19 protein-coding genes and 1 pseudogene are annotated in these 20,296 nt (G+C 64.1%); 10 read left to right on the forward strand and 10 right to left on the reverse strand.

The window, feature by feature from the left end:
• Positions 1–65: 65 nt before the first annotated feature.
• Positions 66–2,432, reverse strand: a complete 2,367-nt coding sequence (locus C4N9_RS09120) for a transketolase (RefSeq protein WP_109533020.1) — start codon at positions 2,430–2,432, stop codon at positions 66–68.
• Positions 2,433–2,560: 128 nt separating this feature from the next.
• On the opposite strand from C4N9_RS09120, the gene C4N9_RS21880 reads away from it, so the two are divergent.
• Positions 2,561–3,025 carry an Lrp/AsnC family transcriptional regulator gene (locus C4N9_RS21880; protein WP_168192200.1) on the forward strand — a complete coding sequence of 155 codons (465 nt, stop codon included), beginning with the start codon at positions 2,561–2,563 and terminating at the stop codon, positions 3,023–3,025.
• A 210-nt stretch (positions 3,026–3,235) separates the two neighbouring features.
• On the opposite strand, the pseudogene C4N9_RS22240 reads toward C4N9_RS21880, so the two are convergent.
• From C4N9_RS22240 to C4N9_RS09140, 4 genes and pseudogenes are all read right to left on the reverse strand, one after another.
• Positions 3,236–4,024 (reverse strand): annotated as a pseudogene (locus C4N9_RS22240) (phage protease); the annotation flags it as partial.
• Positions 4,025–4,131: 107 nt separating this feature from the next.
• Positions 4,132–4,626, reverse strand: a complete 495-nt coding sequence (locus C4N9_RS09130; RefSeq protein WP_109533022.1) for a DUF2867 domain-containing protein — start codon at positions 4,624–4,626, stop codon at positions 4,132–4,134.
• Positions 4,627–4,781: 155 nt separating this feature from the next.
• Complete coding sequence (locus tag C4N9_RS22490; protein WP_109533023.1) at positions 4,782–5,051, reverse strand: YdeI/OmpD-associated family protein; 270 nt, start codon at positions 5,049–5,051, stop codon at positions 4,782–4,784.
• Positions 5,052–5,360: 309 nt separating this feature from the next.
• Positions 5,361–5,780, reverse strand: a complete 420-nt coding sequence (locus C4N9_RS09140; protein ID WP_168192184.1) for a DUF1761 domain-containing protein — start codon at positions 5,778–5,780, stop codon at positions 5,361–5,363.
• A gap of 97 nt (positions 5,781–5,877) precedes the next feature.
• Between C4N9_RS09140 and C4N9_RS09145 the strand changes: the two genes are divergently transcribed.
• Positions 5,878–6,564 (forward strand): helix-turn-helix transcriptional regulator, encoded by a 687-nt coding sequence (locus tag C4N9_RS09145; protein ID WP_109533025.1) that lies wholly within the window; start codon positions 5,878–5,880, stop codon positions 6,562–6,564.
• A gap of 166 nt (positions 6,565–6,730) precedes the next feature.
• Here the strand turns inward: C4N9_RS09145 and C4N9_RS09150 are convergent, their stop codons facing one another.
• Entirely contained in the window at positions 6,731–7,483 is a 753-nt protein-coding gene (locus tag C4N9_RS09150; RefSeq protein ID WP_109533026.1) for an SDR family oxidoreductase, read from the reverse strand.
• Positions 7,484–8,420: 937 nt separating this feature from the next.
• Entirely contained in the window at positions 8,421–8,975 is a 555-nt protein-coding gene (locus C4N9_RS22495; RefSeq protein WP_210404006.1) for a DNA adenine methylase, read from the reverse strand.
• Between the two features lie 223 nt (positions 8,976–9,198).
• On the opposite strand from C4N9_RS22495, the gene C4N9_RS09160 reads away from it, so the two are divergent.
• The 5 genes from C4N9_RS09160 to C4N9_RS09180 all read left to right on the forward strand — a co-directional run bounded on the left by C4N9_RS09160 (position 9,199) and on the right by C4N9_RS09180 (position 13,538).
• Positions 9,199–9,531 carry a MuF-C-terminal domain-containing protein gene (locus tag C4N9_RS09160; RefSeq protein WP_109533027.1) on the forward strand — a complete coding sequence of 111 codons (333 nt, stop codon included), beginning with the start codon at positions 9,199–9,201 and terminating at the stop codon, positions 9,529–9,531.
• Between the two features lie 102 nt (positions 9,532–9,633).
• Positions 9,634–10,170 carry a phage virion morphogenesis protein gene (locus C4N9_RS09165; protein ID WP_109533028.1) on the forward strand — a complete coding sequence of 179 codons (537 nt, stop codon included), beginning with the start codon at positions 9,634–9,636 and terminating at the stop codon, positions 10,168–10,170.
• A gap of 295 nt (positions 10,171–10,465) precedes the next feature.
• Positions 10,466–11,641 (forward strand): peptidase S41, encoded by a 1,176-nt coding sequence (locus C4N9_RS09170; RefSeq protein WP_245902502.1) that lies wholly within the window; start codon positions 10,466–10,468, stop codon positions 11,639–11,641.
• Positions 11,642–11,730: 89 nt separating this feature from the next.
• On the forward strand, positions 11,731–12,486 hold the full coding sequence (locus C4N9_RS09175) for a phage protease (protein WP_109533030.1): 756 nt from the start codon (positions 11,731–11,733) through the stop codon (positions 12,484–12,486).
• 641 nt (positions 12,487–13,127) lie between these two features.
• Positions 13,128–13,538, forward strand: a complete 411-nt coding sequence (locus C4N9_RS09180; RefSeq protein WP_109533031.1) for a DUF2852 domain-containing protein — start codon at positions 13,128–13,130, stop codon at positions 13,536–13,538.
• Positions 13,539–13,731: 193 nt separating this feature from the next.
• Here C4N9_RS09180 and nusB read toward each other — a convergent pair whose 3' ends face one another.
• The 3 genes from nusB to ribB are packed head-to-tail and all read right to left on the reverse strand — an operon-like array spanning position 13,732 to position 15,857.
• The gene (nusB, locus tag C4N9_RS09185) at positions 13,732–14,199 is read right to left on the reverse strand and encodes a transcription antitermination factor NusB (protein ID WP_109533032.1); all 468 of its coding nucleotides are present in this window, start codon (positions 14,197–14,199) and stop codon (positions 13,732–13,734) included.
• A complete protein-coding gene (locus C4N9_RS09190; protein ID WP_109533033.1) occupies positions 14,196–14,735 on the reverse strand; it encodes a 6,7-dimethyl-8-ribityllumazine synthase in 540 nt (179 codons plus the stop codon). Before C4N9_RS09190 ends, nusB begins: the two co-directional genes overlap by 4 nt.
• Before the next feature lie 3 nt (positions 14,736–14,738).
• On the reverse strand, positions 14,739–15,857 hold the full coding sequence (gene ribB / locus C4N9_RS09195; protein ID WP_109533034.1) for a 3,4-dihydroxy-2-butanone-4-phosphate synthase: 1,119 nt from the start codon (positions 15,855–15,857) through the stop codon (positions 14,739–14,741).
• Between the two features lie 334 nt (positions 15,858–16,191).
• On the opposite strand from ribB, the gene C4N9_RS09200 reads away from it, so the two are divergent.
• The 3 genes from C4N9_RS09200 to C4N9_RS09210 all read left to right on the forward strand — a co-directional run bounded on the left by C4N9_RS09200 (position 16,192) and on the right by C4N9_RS09210 (position 20,090).
• Complete coding sequence (locus tag C4N9_RS09200) at positions 16,192–16,908, forward strand: transmembrane-type terpene cyclase (protein WP_109533035.1); 717 nt, start codon at positions 16,192–16,194, stop codon at positions 16,906–16,908.
• Between the two features lie 225 nt (positions 16,909–17,133).
• Positions 17,134–19,785, forward strand: coding sequence for an alanine--tRNA ligase (alaS, locus tag C4N9_RS09205; protein WP_109533036.1), 2,652 nt, complete (start codon positions 17,134–17,136; stop codon positions 19,783–19,785).
• Between the two features lie 2 nt (positions 19,786–19,787).
• Positions 19,788–20,090 (forward strand): DUF1330 domain-containing protein, encoded by a 303-nt coding sequence (locus C4N9_RS09210; RefSeq protein WP_109533037.1) that lies wholly within the window; start codon positions 19,788–19,790, stop codon positions 20,088–20,090.
• Positions 20,091–20,296: the final 206 nt, after the last annotated feature.

Raw genomic sequence — 20,296 nt, forward strand, 5'->3', positions numbered from 1 at the left:
GCTAGCCGTGCATGACGCGCTTTCGCCGGACCCGATGCCTAACCGAAACCCACGCCACTGGAACCCTATCGGAAGGAACGTCCCGAGGTCAGTCGGCTAACCGATTCCACCAGCGCCGTCCGGTCGATGCGGAAATGGCGGTAAAGATCCTTAATCGAGCCGGTTTGCCCGAAGTGTTCGACTCCGTGCGAAATCGTACGGTGACCCGCAACAGAACCCAGCCAAGCCAGCGTCGCTGGGTGGCCATCGAGCACCGTGACCAGACTGCAGTCGGGTGGCAGTGCGCCAAACAGACGCTCGACATGGCTTTGCGCTGAATCATTGCCGCGCGCGCGTTCGCGCTGTGCTGCAGTCCACCCCGCGTTCAGGCGGTCCGCCGAGGTCACGGCCAGAACCCCTATATCACGCCGGTGCTCGCCGATCATGCCCGCCGCCGCGATGGCTTCATCGGCTACTGCCCCTTGGTAGGCAATGACAACGCTGCAGTTCGGCCCCGGTTTGCGCAGCCAGTAGGCCCCGTCCACCGCGCCCTGCCGGAACGCTTCGTCGACGCGTTTTCCTGGCTGTTCCAGGGGCTTGGTGGTCAGCCGCAGATAAACCGAGCCGCCGGTTTCATCGCGCAGCCACGTGCGTTCATCGACCACGCCCGATCCGTCGCGCTGCAGATAGTCGAAAGCCCACTCCATGATCACCGCCAGTTCATCCGCGAAGGCCGGCTCGAACGAGGCCAGCCCGTCCTGAGCCATGCCGGTCAGCGGCGTGCCGATCGACTGGTGCGCGCCGCCCTCCGGTGCCAGAGTCACCCCCGAGGGGGTACCGACGATGATGAAACGCGCATCCTGATAGCAGGCGTAGTTCAGCGCATCGAGGCCTCGGTGCACGAAGGGGTCATAGACCGTGCCAATGGGGATCAAGCGCTTGCCCCACAAATCATGCGACAGTCCGGCCGCACCCAGCAGCAGGAACAGGTTCATCTCGGCGATGCCCAGCTCGATATGCTGACCTTTCGGCGTAAACTCCCATTTCGCGGTCGAGGGGATGCGGTGCTCGATAAACGCATCCGCCTGTTCTCTGCGAGCAAACAGTTTGCGTCGGTTGACCCAAGGCCCAAGGCTGGTGGTGCCCGTGACATCCGGTGAGGTGGTGACGATCCGATCGGCCAGCGCGCTGTCGCCCTTGGCGAGGTCGTCGAGGATCTTGCCGAACGCGGTTTGCGTCGAAATCTCGCGGTCGGTGCTGATCTCGATCGCCGGCACCGCAAGCCGCGCATCGCTGTAGCGGCGCGGCGAGCGGGCGAAAAACGGCACCTTGGCCAGAAAGGCGCGCAGCGCTTCGGGGTCGTCCACCGTCGCAAAGGGCTCCCATTCCTGCCCCTCGGGCACGCCCATATGCTGCTGCCATTCGCCCATCTGGGACTTGGTCATCAACCCGCCGTGGTTGTCCTTGTGGCCCGCAATCGGCGTGCCCCAGCCCTTGATCGTATAGGCCAGAAAGCAGGTCGGTCGGTCGTGGGTGATGCTGTCGAACGTGTCGGCCATCGTCTCGACGCAGTTGCCGCCGAGGTTCTCCATCAGATCGGCCAGCGCGTCGTCCGAGCGCTTTTCGATCAGCGCCGTCACGTCGCCCTGATCGCCCAGATCGTCCATCAACCGTTTACGCCAGACCGCGCCGCCCTGAAAGGTCAGCGCCGCGTATTGCGCGTTGGGGCAGGCGTCGATCCAGTCGCGCAGCCGGTCACCGCCCGGCTCGGCAAAGGCCGCGCGCTGCAGCGCACCGTATTTGATCCGCACGACGTCCCAGCCGAAGGCGTCGAAGATCTTCTCGACCCGCTCGAACAGGCCTTCGCGGACGATGCCGTCGAGCGACTGACGGTTATAGTCGATGATCCACCAGCAGTTGCGCAGATCGTTCTTCCAGCCCTCTTGCAGGGCTTCATAGATGTTGCCTTCATCCAGTTCCGCATCGCCGACCAGTGCCACCATGCGCCCCTGCGGCGCGTCACTGCCCCAAGGTTTGGCGCGAATATAGTCCTGCACCAGCGCGGCAAAGGAGGTGATCGCGACACCCAGCCCGACCGAGCCGGTGGAGAAATCGACGTCGTCAATGTCCTTCGTGCGGCTCGGGTAACTTTGCACGCCACCATAACCACGAAAATTCTCCATCCGCGCGCGAGTCTGGTGGCCCATCAGGTACTGCAGCGCGTGAAATATCGGCGAGGCATGCGGTTTGACCGCCACCCTGTCTACTGGTCGTAGCGTCGAAAAATAGAGCGCGGTTATGATAGACACCATCGATGCCGAGGATGCCTGATGCCCGCCAACCTTGATCCCGTCGGCCTTTGGTCGCAGGTGATTGGCGTTGTGGATCATCCAGTGCGACAGCCAGAGCAGGCGCTGTTCGATCGTCTTGAGGTGGTGAATGTCTGCGCGCATTGTGGTCTCCCTTTCGCACCTGAATACATCAGGATCAGAGCATTTTGCGGTCTCTCTGCTTGTGTTTTTGCTGAATTTGCGCTGATTATCGGCGTTTATTTTGGAGTTTTTGAAGGAAGCGAGCGCCTGTGGCCGATGAGATTGATGACATTGACCGGCGGATTCTGCGCGAGCTCTCGCGTGATGCACGGCTGACTCACCAAGAGCTGAGCGAACGGATCGGCCTGTCTCCATCCCCCTGCGCGCGGCGTATCCGGCGGCTGGAATCCGACGGATTCATCACCGGCTACAGCGCGCGGATTGATGAGAGCAAGCTGGGCTTTCCGTTCAACGTGTTCATCTCGGTTCGGCTGGACCGGCAGATCGACGACCAGCTTGTCGCCTTTGAACGGGAGGTGCGACTGTGTCCCGAGGTGGTCGATTGCTGGCTGATGACCGGCAGCTTCGACTACCTGCTTCGCGTGGCAGTGCGCGATCTGACCGAGTTCGAGCACTTCCTTACCCGGCGGCTGACCAAAGTGCCCGGCGTCGCCTCCCTGGAGTCCTCGATCCCGATCCGACGGGTCAAGTATCTGCCTGCGCGGCTGGATTGAGTCCCTCCCGCTAGACCGAAGCCGAAGAGGGATATGTGCTGTCGTCGATTTCGGGGAAAGCGCGTCAAGTCTTAATCCGCCCCGCGCAATGAGGGTGTGCGTGGGCTTGAGCACCGCGAAGCCTTTGACGAGTTTTTCCGTGCGCTCGGGGTTCTCGAGATGCATCGCCACGAACTCGTCCCGGTTCTCGGCATTGAGCCCCATGCGGCCGCCTTTGATTTCGCCGTCGATGAAGGCCTGCGCCCGGGCGGTCTTGCTGGCCTCGTCCAGGGAGGTGAGCTTGCCCGAGAGCTCGCGCACCTGCGCCTGTAGCGCCGGCATCGTCGTGTTGACGTCCCGCGCCGCATTCCGCGCGGCGTTCAGGACCGCGCCCACATCGGCGGCATCGGTCAACCCGAAGGCAGACCGAAGATCCGGCAGCGCCGATTGCAGTGCGACCTGCTCGTCGGTTGCCGACGGCAGGGCTGCGAGGATATCGTCCTCACTCGCAGCCGCGTTCAGACCGAGCTTCTCGGCCAGTTTGCTCTGAAAGGTCACAAGGCCCTGCTGGTGGTGAAGCGCGGTCAGTCCGCGCAGATTGGGGCGATTGACGAGCGAGGCGCTCAGGATGCGCGGCACCCGGCCCTCAGCGTCTTGCAGTATGGCGGGCGAGATGCCGACATAGGCGCGGTCGGCCATCAGCGCCTTGCCCGAGGGCGTCCAGTCGACGCGGCCCCAGATCCCGTCCTCGCGGGCCTGCAATTCCACGACATACCCCCGGGCGGGCGACGACTGGCCGCGCGGCGCCGCGATATCGATCGCGTGGTTCTCGTCGATGGGGAGTTTCTTGCGATCGAGGAAACTCGCGTCGATCACCTCAGCGGCGTTCAGAACGCTGTAGGGGCCACGGCCATCGACCGTGGCGATCGTGCCTGCGGGCAGCAAATGCACCCAATTGACGACCGGATGGTCGGGAAGCGTGGTGGCCTGCAGAAGGGCTATGGAGGAGGCGGTGTTCATATCGCCAGAATCGCCTGAAGCGCCTCGGTAAAATAGGCACTACGGTTTGTGGCGATGGCAGGGAGGTTGCCCGGACAAGGTGATAGGCCTCCGTCGGCGTTCAGGGATCAGGCGACGGCGCCCGCGAGCTCTTTCAGGTTTTGCCTGACTATCATTTTGTGCGCGGGCCCGACCGGGAGCATGTAGAGGCGACCGAACGCATTATGGGTCTTCACGGACGATGTGATCGTCAGTTCGTGTCCCGATGACGAAATACAGGTCATGACATCGAGATGCCGATCGCGCTCGGTCAGGGTCAGGACCGTCGCAGACACGTGTTCCACAAGAAAGAAATCGAGCATCTGGCCGACTTGGACACGCTCCGGCACGGCCCCGGAAAACCCTCCGATCTTCTTCACGCCGAACAGAGATGAGATCGCATCGCGTATCTTAAAGGCGAGGGTCATGATGGGCTTTGGACGGGCCATCAGGATGCGCCAGGCATTGAGGGGCGATACAGGCCTGGGCAGCACTGCTGACTGTGTGTCGAAGAAATCGAGTTCACGCACTGGCGCCAGAACCTGAATATGCGTGCCCGGGATCGTTATGCTCACCTCGCTCATGAATCATGCCCTGTCCGTTACGCCCAGACCATGTGCGCTTTCTCCGGGTCCTTGGCAACGAGGGCTGGAATGAGCCCTTCATTGCGCTTTTCTGTGAGGTCGGCGTGGCGGGAAATTCCTGCCGTAGGGTTCTAGCGGCCCATACAGCAGCTGAGTCACGGTACTTGCCCAACTGCCAATTCAGCGGTGATCTGCCGGATGGCACGCATCCGGTTCTCTGCGCGTTTGATACGTTGAAGCCGGAGGTAAATAGCGAACATACGCGCCCGACTCGGTTTTCTAAAGCTAACGGTCGCCGCCGGACTTGCCGATAGCGCGGCAGTAAAATCGGTAGGCATCTCCATAAACGCCGATCCGGCATAGGCACGGGCCCACCGGTCGTCCGCTCGGGCAGCATCGACCTGCGCCTGCCCGGGTGGACGCATTTGACCAACTTTGATCAGTTGCTCCGCAAAGGCGCAATTGCGTTGCGACCAGTCCGACCTGGGCCGCCGCGGCGTCAGAGGGATGACGTAGGACTGGTCATCTAAGGATTTGCCGATGCCGTCAATCCATCCCCACGCAAGGGCGTTGACGATACACTCATCGCGCGAAGTTCCGTGGATGCCGCTGGTTTTCTTCCAAAGGCGAACCCAAAGTTCGCCCGCCGTATTGTGATACCGTGCCTACCACGTGTCAAAGTCTGCCACCGATACAAAGGCGCGAGGTTCAGAGGAAATCTCCACCATTGTGCGTCACGCCATCAGCGTCAGGATGGTAGAATACATGACCCCGCTCACCAGCAAATAGGGCATGTTCAACGCCGTATAATAGAACGGCTTGGGAAAGTTCGGGTTGATCGCGATCATCATGCACATCGGCAGCAGATAGCCGATTGCGACCAAGAGCCCCAGAGTGACCGCCTGGGCAATCGCCTCCGCACCCGTCACCTGCAACAGAATAGCCGTGGTGACGATCATCGCGATATTGCAGACGAACGGCCCGACGATGAACAAAGGCGAAAAGTTTGCAGCCGGCTCGCCCTCGCGGCCCATGGCGACCGCGTAGAATTTCGGCGTCAGCACGCCGTAGTAGACTCCACCAAACACAAAGGCGAAGGCGGCAGCGGCCAAAACCCCCCACATGTTGATGGCTGCAATGGCGGTCGAGATCATGGTGTCTTCCTTGACTGTTGGTCCGCAGAGATTGCCGCGGTGAGCTGCTTGTGACACAGGCCTGTTGCCACCATTGTGGCAACAGGAGTCACCAGCCATGCGCCCCGCCGACCGCTTGTTTCAGATCATCCAGATCCTGCGCCGCTCAACCCAGCCGGTCACCGCCGCTCGTATTGCCGAGGAACTCGAAGTGTCGCGCCGCACCGTCTACCGGGACATTTCGGTTCTTATCGGCCAGCGCGTGCCCATCGTTGGCGAGGCGGGATACGGGTTCTTGCTCGATGCCGATTACGGCATGCCGCCACTGATGCTGACACCTGACGAGATCGAAGCGGTCGTGCTTGGCGCGCAGTGGGTGGCTGGAAGAGGCGATCCGACACTGGCGAGGGCAGCACGCGACCTCATTTCCAAGGTCATGATGGTGGTTCCCGAAACCCTGCGCCCCTTTATCGTCGAGCCGAGTGTGGGCACCCCACCGCCACGCGTTCAGCCGTTTGAGCCGATCGACCCAGCGGTTTTGCGTCAGGCGATCCGTGATGGGCGAAAACTGCATCTGCGGTACCGGTCGGCTGAGGGTCAAGAGACCGAGCGCAAGGTCTGGCCGGTGATCCTTGGCTATGGCGAGGCAAGCAGGGTGATCGTGGCGTGGTGCGAGTTGCGGAACGATTTCCGTTACTTTCTTACGGCCAGGGTGGTTTCGGGCACAGTGCTGGCCGAAGCCAACGGCCTTCGCCAAGGTGAGCTGCACAAACGATGGATGGCATGGCGCGCGGCGGGTGGCTAAGGGCCGAGCTAGTTGCCGCGCCTGTAAAGGATTCAGTGCTGTTACGCTCTGTTCGAGTGTCTCTGAAGGGCTCGCAGCGGACCTTCGCCGCGCTCGGCATTAGAGACCGCTCAGCACAGAAAAGCGGACACCGGCCCTGAATTGGCCAACGCCCGCTTCGTGTGCCTTAGAGTTTGTTGATCGAGTTTCCGCCATCCGCGATCATGGCGGTGCCGGTCACGAATGATGCTTGCTCGGAAAGGAGGAAGAGCGCCGCCTGCGCGATCTCGGATGGAGCAGCCATGCGCTTGAGCGCGTGGAAACCCCGCACGAGCTCATGATAACCGGGATCCTCTCCCGCCATGGGCGTCATGGTGCCTCCGGGCAGGAGCGCGTTGACGCGGATGTTCTCGGGCCCATGTTCCGCCGCGAGAACCTGGGTCATGCCGATCAGACCCGCCTTGGCCGCAGCATAGGCGCCCATGCCGGGCAGCCCGATCGTGTGCCCGACGAAGGAGGACGTGAAGACGATCGAGCCGCCGCCGCGTTTGCGCATCGCCGGTATCTGATGCTTCGCCGCATAGAACCCGCTGTTGAGATTGACCGCGATCACGTTGTGCCAGTTGCTCTCTTCCATGTCGGGGATCGGTCCCACGTCTCCGGTTGTGCCGGCATTGTTGAACGCGCCATCGAGTCCACCAAAGCGCTCTTCGGCCCGTTTCACCAACTCTTCTGCATAGCCGCTCTCTTCCACGTCCCCGGCGACGAAATCCGCTTCGCCACCTGCAGCGGAGATCTCGTCGACGATTCCCTCCAGCAGTTCGGCACGGCGCGCACCGAGCACCAGTCTTGCGCCTTCCGCCGCGAAAATCTTCGCAGCCGCTGCCCCGATGCCGCTGCTGGCACCGGTAATGATGATGGTCTTTCCTTCGAGAAGCATTTCCGTCTCCGTCTGATGTTGCGACGGGAACTGCTTAGGCGGTGCTTGTTGATCGACCGACCCGGTTCTTGCGCAAACACCCTCGTTTGAGAGGCGATATCAGCCGTTCGTTTATGGTGCGGTTTGGGGCGGGGCACTTCCCCACGGGACCCGCAGTTTTGCCTGATTTGCGACCAGCCCCTGAGCGCGCCACTGATCCGGACCGCGAGCTGCGGGCGGGCGTCCTGCGCGTCGTTCAGCACATAGACCAGGCTTCCCGTCCGGTTGTCGACGAACACAGCTGCAGGGTCTCTCAGGAGCCGGGGCAGCGCCTCCCATTGCTCGGGCGTGAGCGCGTCGCCCGCAGCCTCGTGCCGGGTCGCCTTCGGCCCGCGCAGAACATCCGGGCGCATGACGATCTCGCTCGATGCGGGCGCAAGGCCGCGCGCCCTGAGCGCCTCGAGGAGCTGGGGGTCGAGGATGCCGGCGAGCGCGGGTTGGTGGCTGAGCCCGGCGCGCGTCTGCGCGACCCAGAGCGGCCAGTGCCGGTCGACGACCGCGTGCAGGGAGCGTCCGTAATCCGCACCGATGGCCGGGGGCAGCGCCGCGATCTTGCGTGCCGCCATGGTGATCGTGTCGGCCACGCGCGCGAAGTCGAAGCCGAAGGCGTAGTGCGGCGCGAGATCCAGCGTCTTCAACACCGCCTTCAACCGGGCCATGAACGGATCGAACAACGCGGCCTGACCCGCCTCGGGCCGCTGCATGTAATCGGGCGGCAGCTCAAGGCGCAGCACCGGTCGGTCCACTGTCATGCGCGCCTCGATGAGCGGCCCGGGCAGCCACGCCCCCGACGAGGCCGACGGGATGCAGAACAGCTCCTCATCCGCGCCCTCACCATAGAAGGCGACAATCTTGGCCCGCCATTCCGCCTCGCCCTCGGGCGTCCAGTCCTCGCCCTTCACCAGACAGATGCGCTGATAGAGCCCGTCGCGCAGCGCCGCGTCGAAGTCGATGCGCAGATGCTTGTATCCCGCACCTCCGGCCGGTCATTCAAGGACAGGATGAAACGCCCCTTCAAACGGCCGAGCTGCTCGGCCAGTTCCTCGAACCGGGCGCGGCTGAAGAGCTCGCGGCCATAATCGTCCTCGCAGCCGTAATAGGGAGGATCCAGGTAGAACAGGACGCCCGGCCTGTCGATCCGATCGATGAAGGCCGCGAAATCCATGCAGGTGACGGGGCCGCTGGTGACAGTGACGGCCCACGGGCTGGCGGGCTGATCGGGCGCGGCGGTGTCATCCAGGACGACGCGGATCGTCGCCCGGATCAAACCGCCTTCGCGGGTGATTGCACCGACGAACGGATGCGCGCCCGGTGCGGGGGTGGCGCGGCCGCCCTCGGGCACCGCGCCGAGGTCATAGGCCACGCCGTCGATGGTCAGGACGTCGCCCGCGACGGAGATCACGGTTTCGGGCTGGCCGGGCAGGCCCCGGATCGGGGACAGGGTCAGATGCATGGGGAAGCTCCTCAGAACCAGCGGCCGAGGGCCGTGGCGAAGATGGTTTTGCCGGTGGAAGAGCCCGGGGCGGCCGAGGCCCACGGCATCAACAGGACGGCGGCGGTATCGGGCAGACCGCGCGGGCGGCATCCGGCAACCCGCGCTCGCCGGCATCCTCGACCCCCAGCTCCTCGAGGCGCTCAGGGCGCGCGGCCTTGCGCCCGCCTCGAGCGAGATCGTCATGCGCCCGGGTGTTCTGCGCGGGCCGAAGGCGACCCGGCACGAGGCTGCGGGCGACGCGCTCACGCCCGAGCAATGGGAGGCGCTTCCACGGCTCCTGAGGAACCCTGCGGCCGTGTTCGTCGACAACCGGACGGGAAGCCTGGTCTATGTGCTGAAAGACGCGCGGGACGCCCGCCCGCAGCTCGCGGTCCGCATCGATTACACGCTCCGCCAGAATCGCGAGACGCGGGTGCTCAACGCGATCGTCTCCGCATACCGCGCGAACCCGTCCAGTCTGGCCGCGCGCCTTGCCGGCGGCGTTCTCGAACTGATCTTCGGGGCGTTCGGGTGATGGAGGGCCGGGATACCCCTCATGTGCTAGCGCTCCGCTCGCGCGGTTTACGGCATCTTGGAACCCGAATTTCCAAGGTCATCACCTGAGGGAAATGTAACCATGATCGCGCTTGACTTCAACGATACCGAGATCCAGAGCGGGCTGGACCGGCTGGCCCGGGCCGTCACGGACATGACGCCGGTCATGGCGGATATCGGGGAAGCGCAGGTGGTCTCGACCCGCGATCGTTTCATGGCTGGCACAGCGCCGGACGGCACCCCTTGGGCGCCGAAGTCTCCCGCAACGATTGCCGCCTATGAGCGCCGCCGCGACCCGGTCGATCCGCGCCCGCTCTTCGGTCCCTCGCACCGGCTGCGGTCCGAGATCACCTCTTACGCCGGCACCACCAGCGTCGAATGGGGCACGAACGTCATCTACGCAGCCGTCATGCAGTTCGGGGCAGCCCAGGGAGAGTTCGGCGCCCGCATGGGCCGCACCATACCCGGCGAGAAGCGCCCGCATAGCCAGGACTACTTCTTCCCCATCCCCTGGGGGCCGATCCCGGCGCGCCCCTTCCTCGGGCTTTCCGATGAGGACCGAAACGGCATCCTCGAGGCCCTGGAAGACTGGCTGACGCGGGCATGGGACGGCGAGTGAGCCCCAACCGCCCCGGAGAGCGCCGTTAAATACCTATTTAATACCCGACTCGCTCTCGCGAGCGCAACGGGCCGTCAGAGGTAAGGAGGCCGCTCAGCGGCGCGCTCAGCGGCTGGTTAGAAACTCGGAGAAAAAGGACGATCCGCGTCGGCACCAACGTTGGTGAGCATAGCACAGGAAGACAGAGGCTGTTCATGTGCGACCGATGCAAGTTCGCTCCGAGCGTCACTTGGACATTGCGAAACGCACGACTACACAGTGACGTATGTCGATGATCCGAGACTTAGAGCAAATCGTGACAACAGTCCTGCCGGGCGATCCCAGCTTCCGGCTGATCAGACGCGAAGTGTTGCGGCGTCACATCGACCAAGCCCGGCAGAGTGCATTCGCGACCTCGAAGGATGAATTCCTGCTTTCCCTGATGCGCCTTCTGGCTCTTCCAGGGAACGGGCATACGCGCCTGATACCAAACAATGCCATCTCGGTTCTGCCTCTCAGGTTCGCAACCATCGGCACCACTGTCCGCCTACTCGACGCGGCGCCAGGCTTCGCCGATGCGGTCGGAGGTGATCTGATATCCATCAATGGTGTTCCCGTAGACGAAATCGAAGCCGCGGCCGAGCCATTTCTTGCAGGGACGCATCAACGGAAACGCGTCATCGGGCCAATCCTCTTCGCTTGGCCAGGTGCGGTAAAGCACCTGGGCGTTTATTCAGGCAGTGGCGCCTTCGAGTACCGGATACGGTCTGAGACTGGGCAGATCCACGACCTTCTTTTGGATCCTGCAAGTGTGGTTCCCGGGTCCACCCTCTACCCACGCGGCGAGCACGGAAAAGCCGACGGGTCTTGGATTCCCAACTCTTTTCTGAAGATCAAAGATTTCGACCGAGCTGGGCTACTATTGGTTCTTCCGAGCTTCTTCGATCCCAGCAAAACTGCGCTTCCGGATGCAATTTCCGAGGCGGCAGCGCTCGTGAGGTCGCGCCCGGACACTCCCCTGCTAATCGACATTCGAGGAAATACAGGCGGAAACTTTCTTCAGGCCATGCCACTGATCGAAGCAATCTCCGAGGGCGCGGAAGGCCGGCGGGTCGGGTTGTTCATGGACAAATTCACCTTTTCCGCTGCTATCGTCTTCACTGCTATTCTGCAGCACCGCCTGGGAGACCGTCTCGTCCTTTTCGGGGAAGAGATGGGGGACGGGCTGACATTCTTTGCGGAAGGCGGAACAATCGAGCTCTCGTCCAGCGGAGCGGCCGTTCGATATTCGACCGCTTTTCATGATTGGGCAGGTGGTCTTACCGACGAGACCACTCCGGTAGAAATCGGCGAGAGGATTGTTCCTGCCGGACGACTGGAGTTGAACCGCTTCTGGGCTGCGCAATCGGACGATGACGAAGCGTTGTATCGGTTCTGTCAGGTGGTTCTCGACAGTTTCAACACCCGGCCGAACGGAGGGTTTGTCCGCTGAACGGACGCCCTTCTCTGGCCGCCCCCTCGCGTCATCCCCACAAACCGTAGTGCCTATTTTGACGCGGCACTTCGGGCGATTCTGGGGATATGAACACCGCCCCCGCCATCGCCCTTCTCCAGGCCGCCACCCTTCCCGCCGATCCGGTCGGTGACTGGGTGCACCTTCTACCTGCCGGCGCCATCACGACGCAGGACGGGCGCGGCCCGTACCGCGTCGAGGATGCCGAGGCGCTGATCGCGGCGAGCCTGCAGAGCACCTCGAAACTCCCCATCGACGAGAACCACGCGATCGACCTCGCGGCGCCCCGGGGCGAAGCCTCGCCCGCGCGGGGCTGGATCGTGGGTCTGCAGGCGCGCGACGACGGGATCTGGGGTCAGGTCGAATGGACCGACACCGGCAAGTCGCTGCTCGCGGACCGCGCCTATCTCGCCCTGTCTCCCGCCATTGCCCACGACAAGTCCGGGCGCGTGCTGCGCATTTTGCGCGCCTCGCTCGTCAACCGCCCCAATCTGCGCGGGCTGACCGCGCTTCACCAGGAGGACCCGATGTCCCTGCTGCACCGTCTGGCCGCTCTGCTCGGCCTCGATGAGACCACGACCGAGGACGCGCTGATCGAGCGTGTGACCTCCCTTCACCAGCAGGCGCCCGAGGCGGTCGCCCTGCAAGCGCAACTCGCGCAGATCGGCACGGCGCTCGGTCTTGCGCAGGACGCGCCCGCGGAGACCACGGCCGAATGCTATGACGGGCAGAACTTCTTCGACACCGACCACCCGGTGATCGCCGAGGATGCAAGCTCTTCTGGGAGAGCCTCCGTTCCCGTGCAGCCGATGCAGCTCGATTGAGTATGTGAGAACTCGGGTGAGGGTGCCGTCTGCTGAGGAATACGGTCGGCTCACGATTCGGCGGCCGGTCGAGCGGGTCTGGAAATGGCGGCAAGGTCTGCTGGGTGAATGAGGTGCAGTACCGGCCACTGAAGCTTGAGGTGTAGCAAGATCGGAGGAAAGCGCCAAAATCAGTTGAAGGTTCGCGCAACCCGGTTAGGCATTTCTCTTGTACGGTTCCCACATGTTTTCATAAGCTTAGCGCCAACCTTCAACTCGAGCGACGAACTTTCCGGCCAGTTGAAGGTTCCGAAAACACTGCGCGGCAGCGCCGAGAGACGAAATCGCTTTGAAATCAGTGTTTAAGGCCTGTTCAAACGACATCTGAAGGCACGCTTTCGAGGCCGCGCAAGCCGTCGAGAAGCCGGTTTCTGCAAGTTTCGCCGAGCGCGTCTCACGCCCCGCTCGCTCCCAGCAATCCCCTGAAAACCCTGACTTTTCCCGCCTCTTCCCGCGCATTCCCACCTAATCCCGGTTCTCTGCAAGACTTCCTGTCAACGCACACACTGAAAAAAGTTCGCCCGCGATCTTGAATGCCCACTGGACGTCCTCATCTATGTGAATGTAAATAACATTTACACTTGCAACCAAGGAGACCTCACATGACCACCGCGACCGTGACTTCGTGGCCCCGAAACGCCGAAAGCTGGCTCGATGAGCGCGGCAAGGGGGCGTGGATCGCGGCGATGATTGTCGGATTCATCGTCTTCTGGCCGATCGGCCTCGCTTTGCTTGCCTACATGATCTGGGGGAAAAACATGTTCTCGAAATCCTGCAACCGCGCCAATCGTCACTCGAACCGCCATGCCTGGGCGATGCACAAGCCCTCGGGCAACGCGGCCTTCGACGCCTACAAGGCGGAAACCCTGAAGCGTCTGGAAGACGAGCAGGAAGCGTTCTCGGACTTCCTCAAGCGCCTGCGCGAGGCCAAGGACAAGGCCGAGTTCGACCAGTTCATGGATGACCGCGCCCGTCGCCGCGCCGACGAGGCCCGTCCCGTCGACACGATGTAAGTCACGGGTATTCAATCCTGATTTCGGCCGGAAGGGGGGTGCCCCTTCCGGCCTTCAGCCATGGTTGCAAGCCCGTCGGGCCGGGGGGATCCCCGGCCCGTTTGCCGTCGCGCCGCGCCGCATCCATGCCAGGGCCCGGCAACGAAGAAAGGGGCCCGAAGGCCCCTTTGTCGGATTGTGCCGAACGACTGCGTTACGAAAAGGCTTCGGGCCGGGCCTCGCGCGCCATGTGATCGAGCACGGCATTCACGAATTTGGGTTCCTTGCCTTCGGGGAAGAAGGCCTGCGCGAGCTGCACGAACTCGGTGATGACCACGCGCGGCGGGGTGTCGGTTTCGACCATCTCGGCGCCCGCGGCGCGGAACAGCGCGCGCAGGGTCGGGTCGATCCGCGCGATCGGCCATTTGGCCACCAGCGCGCGGTCGGTCAGCTGGTCGATCTTCGCCTGCTGGTCCACGGCCATTTCCAGAAGCTGGCGGAACAGGGCGATATCGGCCTCGACCCAGGTCTCGTCCTCGCCCTCGGCGCCGATGCGGAAATTCTCGAACTCGGCGCGGACCTTCTCGACCGTCTGGCCCGAGGTTTCCATCTGGAACAGCGCCTGCACGGCATAAAACCGCGCGGCCGAGCGCAGCGCGCGCTTCGCGTCAGCCTTGCTCATGCCCGGTCGCCCCCTTCGGCCAGCTGGATCGTCTCGCCCAGCGGGCGGAAGCCGATCTTGCCCTTGGGTGCGCCCCAGCGGCGTTGCAGCGCGATCAGGTGCAGCGCGGCGGCGGCGGCACCGCCGCCCTTGTTCTGGTCCTGGGGGTCGGCGCGCACGGCGGCCTGTTCGTGGTTCTCGACCGTCAGGATGCCGTTGCCCAGGCAGCAGCCCTGCAGGCTGAGCAGGGTCAGCCCGCGCGAGCTGTCGTTGCAGACCGTGTCGTAATGCGTGGTCTCGCCGCGGATGACGCAGCCCAGCGCGACGAAGCCGTCGAAATTCGACATCCGCCATGCCGTGCTGACGGCGGCGGGAACTTCCAGCGCGCCGGGAACCTCGATCACCTCCCAGCTGCCGCCGACGGCTTCGATCGTGGCCTTGGCGCCGGCGATCAGGTCATCGGCGATGTCGCGGTAATAGGGGGCCACGACGATCAGCAGTTTCACCGGCTGGTCGAACTCGGGCAGGGGTAGGGTATAGTGGCTGGCTCCGGCCATGGCTCACTCCTTGGGGATGGGGCGGGTGCCCGCGATATGGAGCCCGTAGGCATCGAGGCCCACGACACGCGGCGTGGGCGAATTGGTCACGAGCGTCAGTTCGTGCAGGCCGAGAGCGGCAAGGATCTGCGCGCCCAGGCCGTACTGACGCAGGATCTGCGGCGAGCCGCCTTCGTCGAGGTCGAGCTTCATCGCCGTGTCGCGCAAGAGCACCACCACGCCACGCCCCTCGGCGGCGATAAGCTTCATCGCCCCCTGCAGGTCGCCCGCATGGCCCTCGCCGATGCCCAGCACGTCCTCGAGCGGGTTCATGGCATGCATCCGCGTCAGCACGGGCGCCGGATCGGTCAGGTCGCCCATCGACAGCACGACATGCTCGGCGCCCTGCGTCTGGTCGGTGAAGACGCGCATCATCCACTCGCCGCCATGCGCCGATGTGACCGAGCGCTGCGCGGTCTCGCGCACGAGGTTGTCGTGGCGGCGGCGATAGGCGATCAGGTCGCTGATCGTGCCGATCTTCAGGTTGTGCTTCTGCGCGAAGGCGATCAGATCGGGCAGGCGGGCCATCTCGCCATCGTCCTTCATGATCTCGCAGATCACGCCCGAGGGGTTCAGGCCCGCAAGGCGCGAGATATCCACCGCCGCCTCGGTATGGCCCGCGCGCACCAGGACGCCGCCGTCGCGCGCGCGCAACGGGAAGATATGGCCCGGCGTGGCGATATCGGCGCCGGTTTTCGTGGGGTCGATGGCGACCGCGACGGTGCGGGCCCGGTCATAGGCAGAGATGCCGGTCGTCACGCCCTCGCGCGCTTCGATCGACACGGTAAAGGCGGTTTCGTGGCGCGAGGCGTTGTTGGTCGACATCAGCGGCAGGCCCAGCGCGTCGATCCGGTGGCCGGGCATCGACAGGCAGATCAGGCCCCGGCCATGGGTGGCCATGAAATTGATCGCCTCGGGCGTGGCCATCTGTGCGGGGATCACCAGATCGCCCTCGTTCTCGCGATCCTCGTGATCGACGAGAATGAACATGCGCCCGTTGCGCGCATCGTCGATGATCTCCTCGATCGACGAGATCGCGTCGCGCCAGTTTTCTTCGACGGGGCCCGGTTTTTCGTAATCCATCGCGCTCGCTCACTGTCATCGGGGGTTATGGAGGGTGCAAATAACCCATGGTCGCGGCGCGCGAAAGGGGGAGGGCGCCCTCGCACCGGCGGAACCTGCCGTTGCGCCGCTGCGTCCCGCGCTTCGGCGGGCCTTATGAGCCCGCGTTGTCCCGGGATGTGCGGAGGGCGACATCGGGCCGCAGCGCGAAACCGCCCCGGCGCGTCGCTTTGCCCCCGGGCAATATGGACACCGCGCGGAAATGATGCCAAGTCTGCGCGGCCCGCGCGATGTGTTCGCCTGCAGGCTGATTGCCCCACATTCCGTACCGTCCCAGAGCCGAGCCAATCGACCCATGGAAACCCATACGATCATCGCCTACCACCTGTGTACCTATACTTGGGCACTCACCTATATCGGGATCATCTATCGCGGCTTCAAAGATCAGTCCTACGGGATGCCGATCGTGCCGCTGACGCTGAACCTGGCCTGGGAAATCGTCTTCGCGATCTTCATCCCGCCCTATGGCAGCGCGGATTCGATGCTGATCCCGCACGGGGGGCTGAAGGCACAGATCATCTTCCTGATCTGGGCGACGCTGGATCTTGTGATCCTGTATACGTTCTTCAAGTACGGCTATAAGTACTTCGAACGCGCCTACAACATCACCCGAGGGCAATGGATCGGCTTCACCGTCTTCATGCTGATCTTCTCGTTCTTCATCATGTATTACGGCGGGCTCTTCTTCTGGCAGTTCGAGACCTATTTCAACAACGACCAGATCGAGGGCGCGAAGATGATCGCCTTCATCCAGAACGCCATCATGTCGATCTCGTTCATCGCCATGTACTACATGCGCGGTGGCCCCGAGGGTCAGAGCTTCACCATCGCCTGGGCGAAATGGATCGGCACCTCGATGACCGGCGGGATCATCTATATCCTCTCGCGCCCCGAGGACGGCAAGTTCGTCATCACCTTCATCGTCGCGATCTTCATCGCCGACGTGTACTACATGTGGCTGACCTATACCGGGCTGAAAAAGCGCGGCATCAACCCCTGGACGCGTCTCTGAGCCCCGTCACGCCGGGTGCGCAGGCCTCGCCTTTCGCCCGGCCCATGCCCCTCTGATCCGCGCCGGCCCCCTGGGCCGGCGCCTTGCTTTGCGCACCGCAGGCCGCTCGCACGGCGCGCTTTCGCGGACGGCTGTGCCTTTCCATGCGATTCCCCTTGGAACGGACCGCCGATTTCCTCTAAATGGCCCGCAACCCCGCTGACCCGAAAAAGGCCCGTTCCGCCAATGGCAAGCCTCAACGATATCCGCTCGACCTTCCTCGATTACTTCCGCCGCCAGGGCCATGCCGTGGTCGACAGCTCGCCGCTGGTCCCGCGCAACGACCCCACGCTGATGTTCGTCAATTCGGGCATGGTGCAGTTCAAGAACGTCTTCACCGGGCTTGAGCATCGCGACTACAACCGCGCGACGACGGCGCAGAAATGCGTCCGCGCGGGCGGCAAGCACAACGATCTGGACAATGTGGGCTATACCGCGCGCCACCACACCTTTTTCGAGATGCTGGGCAATTTCAGCTTCGGCGACTATTTCAAGACCGATGCGATCCCCTTCGCCTGGGAACTTCTGACCAAGGATTTCGGCATCGACAAGTCGCGGCTGCTGACCACCGTCTACCATACCGACGACGAAGCCTTCGAGATCTGGAAAAAGGTCGGCGTGCCCGAGGACCGGATCATCCGCATCGCCTCGGACGACAACTTCTGGCGCATGGGGCCGACCGGTCCCTGCGGCCCCTGCACCGAGATCTTCTACGATCACGGCGACCATATCTGGGGCGGTCCTCCGGGGTCGGCGGACGAGGACGGCGACCGTTTCATCGAGATCTGGAACGTCGTGTTCATGCAAAACGAGCAGTTCGAGGACGGCTCGATGCGCCCGCTCGACATGCAGTCGATCGACACCGGCATGGGGCTGGAACGGATCGGCGCGCTGTTGCAGGGCAAGCACGACAATTACGACACCGACCTGATGCGCGGGCTGATCGAGGCCTCGGCCAACCTGACCGACGGCGCTCCCGACGGGCCGGGCAAGACCCATCACCGCGTCATTGCCGACCATTTGCGCTCGACCTCGTTCCTGATGGCCGATGGCGTGATGCCTTCGAACGAGGGGCGCGGATACGTGCTGCGCCGGATCATGCGCCGCGCCATGCGGCATGCCCACATGCTGGGCGCGCAAGACCCGGTCATGTACAAGCTGGTCCCGGCGCTGGTGCGCGCGATGGGCGGGCATTACACCGAGCTGCGCACCGCCGAGGCGCTGATCACCGAGACGCTGAAGCTGGAGGAAACCCGCTTCCGGACGACGCTGGATCGCGGGCTGAAACTGCTCGATGCCGAGCTGGAAAAGCTGCCCGAAGACGCCGACCTGCCCGGCGAGGCGGCGTTCAAGCTGTACGATACCTACGGCTTCCCGCTCGACCTGACGCAGGACGCGCTGCGCGAGAAGACCCGCAATGTCGATATCGCGGGCTTCGAGGCGGCGATGGCCGAACAGAAGGCCAAGGCGCGCGCCGCGTGGTCGGGCTCGGGCGACGCGGCCAGCCAGGCGGTGTGGTTCGACGTGGCCGAGAAACACGGCGGCACCGAATTCCTGGGCTATGACACCGAAAGCGCCGAGGCGCAGGTCATGGCGCTGGTCGAGGGTGAAACCATGGTCGACAGCGCCTCGGGCGAGGTCGCGATCGTGGTAAACCAGACGCCGTTTTACGCCGAATCCGGCGGTCAGGTCGGCGATAGCGGCTGGATCCGCTGGGATGGCGGCGAGGCCGAGGTCCGCGACACCAGGAAGGTCGAAGGCGTCTTCATCCATCAATCCAAGGTGGTGAAGGGCACGCTTGCGCGCGGCACGGCGGTGAAGCTGGAAGTGGACCACGCGCGCCGCACCGCGATCCGCGCCAACCACTCGGCCACCCACCTGCTGCACGAGGCGCTGCGCCGCGCGCTGGGCGACCATGTCGCGCAACGCGGCTCGCTCAACGCGCCCGACCGCCTGCGCTTCGATTTCAGCCATACCAAGGCGCTGGACCCCGCCGAAATCGCCGGGGTCGAAGCCGAGGTGAACGCCTTCATCCGCCAGAACGGCGCGGTGGAAACCCGCATCATGACCCCCGACGACGCAAGGGGGCTCGGCGCGCAGGCGCTGTTTGGCGAGAAATACGGCGACGAGGTGCGGGTCGTGTCGATGGGCCAGCTTCTGGACAGCGGCAAGGGCACGGACGGGCATACCTATTCGCTGGAACTTTGCGGCGGCACGCATGTGAAGCGCACCGGCGATATCGGTGCCTTCGTTCTCCTGGGCGATTCGGCGTCCTCCGCCGGCGTCCGCCGGATCGAGGCGCTGACCGGCGCCCCCGCCCTGGCCCATCTGCGCGCGCAGGATGCGCGTCTGGGCGAGGTCGCGCAGCTTCTGAAAACGCCAATGGCCGACGTGGTCGACCGGGTGAAGGCGCTGGCCGACGAACGCCGCGCGCTGGCCAACGAGGTCGCGCAGCTCAAGCGCGAGCTGGCGATGGGCGGCGGATCGGGCGGCGGCGTCGAGGCGAAAGAGATCGGCGGGGTCAAGTTCATAGCCCAGGTGGTTTCGGGCGTGTCGGGCAAGGAATTGCCCGCCATGGTCGATGCGATGAAGGACAGGCTCGGCTCGGGCGCGGTCCTGCTCATCGCCGATACCGGCGCGAAACCGGCGGTCGCCGCGGGCGTGACGGAGGACCTGACCGACCGGCTCTCGGCGGTCGACATCCTGAAAGCGGCGGTCGCGGAACTGGGCGGCAAGGGCGGCGGCGGCCGTCCGGCGATGGCCCAGGGCGGCGGCGCCGATATCGCCGGCGCCGAGAAAGCCATCGCCGCCGCCGAAACCGTGATCGGAGGAGAATGACCATGCCCAAGGCCCTGTGGATCGCCCATGTCGAGGTGACCGACCCCGACGCCTATGCCCGCTACGCCGAGGGCGCGGGCCCGGCCATCGCCGAGCATGGCGGTAAATTCATCGCCCGCGCCGCGCGCTACGTGACGCTCGAAGGCACGGATCGCGCGCGCCATGTCGTGGCGGTCTTTCCCTCGCTGGAAGCGGCGGAAACCTGCTACCGCTCGCCGGCCTACCAGGCGGCTCTGGATCACGCGCGCGGGGCCTCCGTACGCGACCTTGTGGTGGTCGAACTGGTGGATGACGCCACGCTCTGACCCCTGCCGCGTGCCCGGTGGAAAGACCCAGAGGGGGCTGTCTGCCCCCTCTGGACACCCCCGAGGATATTTTCGGAACAAAGACGGGGCGTTAGGATTGCGTTCACCGCGCATCTTTACGCCGGAAATATCCCGGGGGGTGAGCGCGCAGCGCGAGGGGGGCAGAGCCCCCCTTCTGTTTGCCTGCCGGCCGCGCCGTGATATGG

This window comes from Pararhodobacter marinus (assembly GCF_003122215.1).
GTDB classification, from domain to species: Bacteria; Pseudomonadota; Alphaproteobacteria; order Rhodobacterales; family Rhodobacteraceae; genus Pararhodobacter; species Pararhodobacter marinus.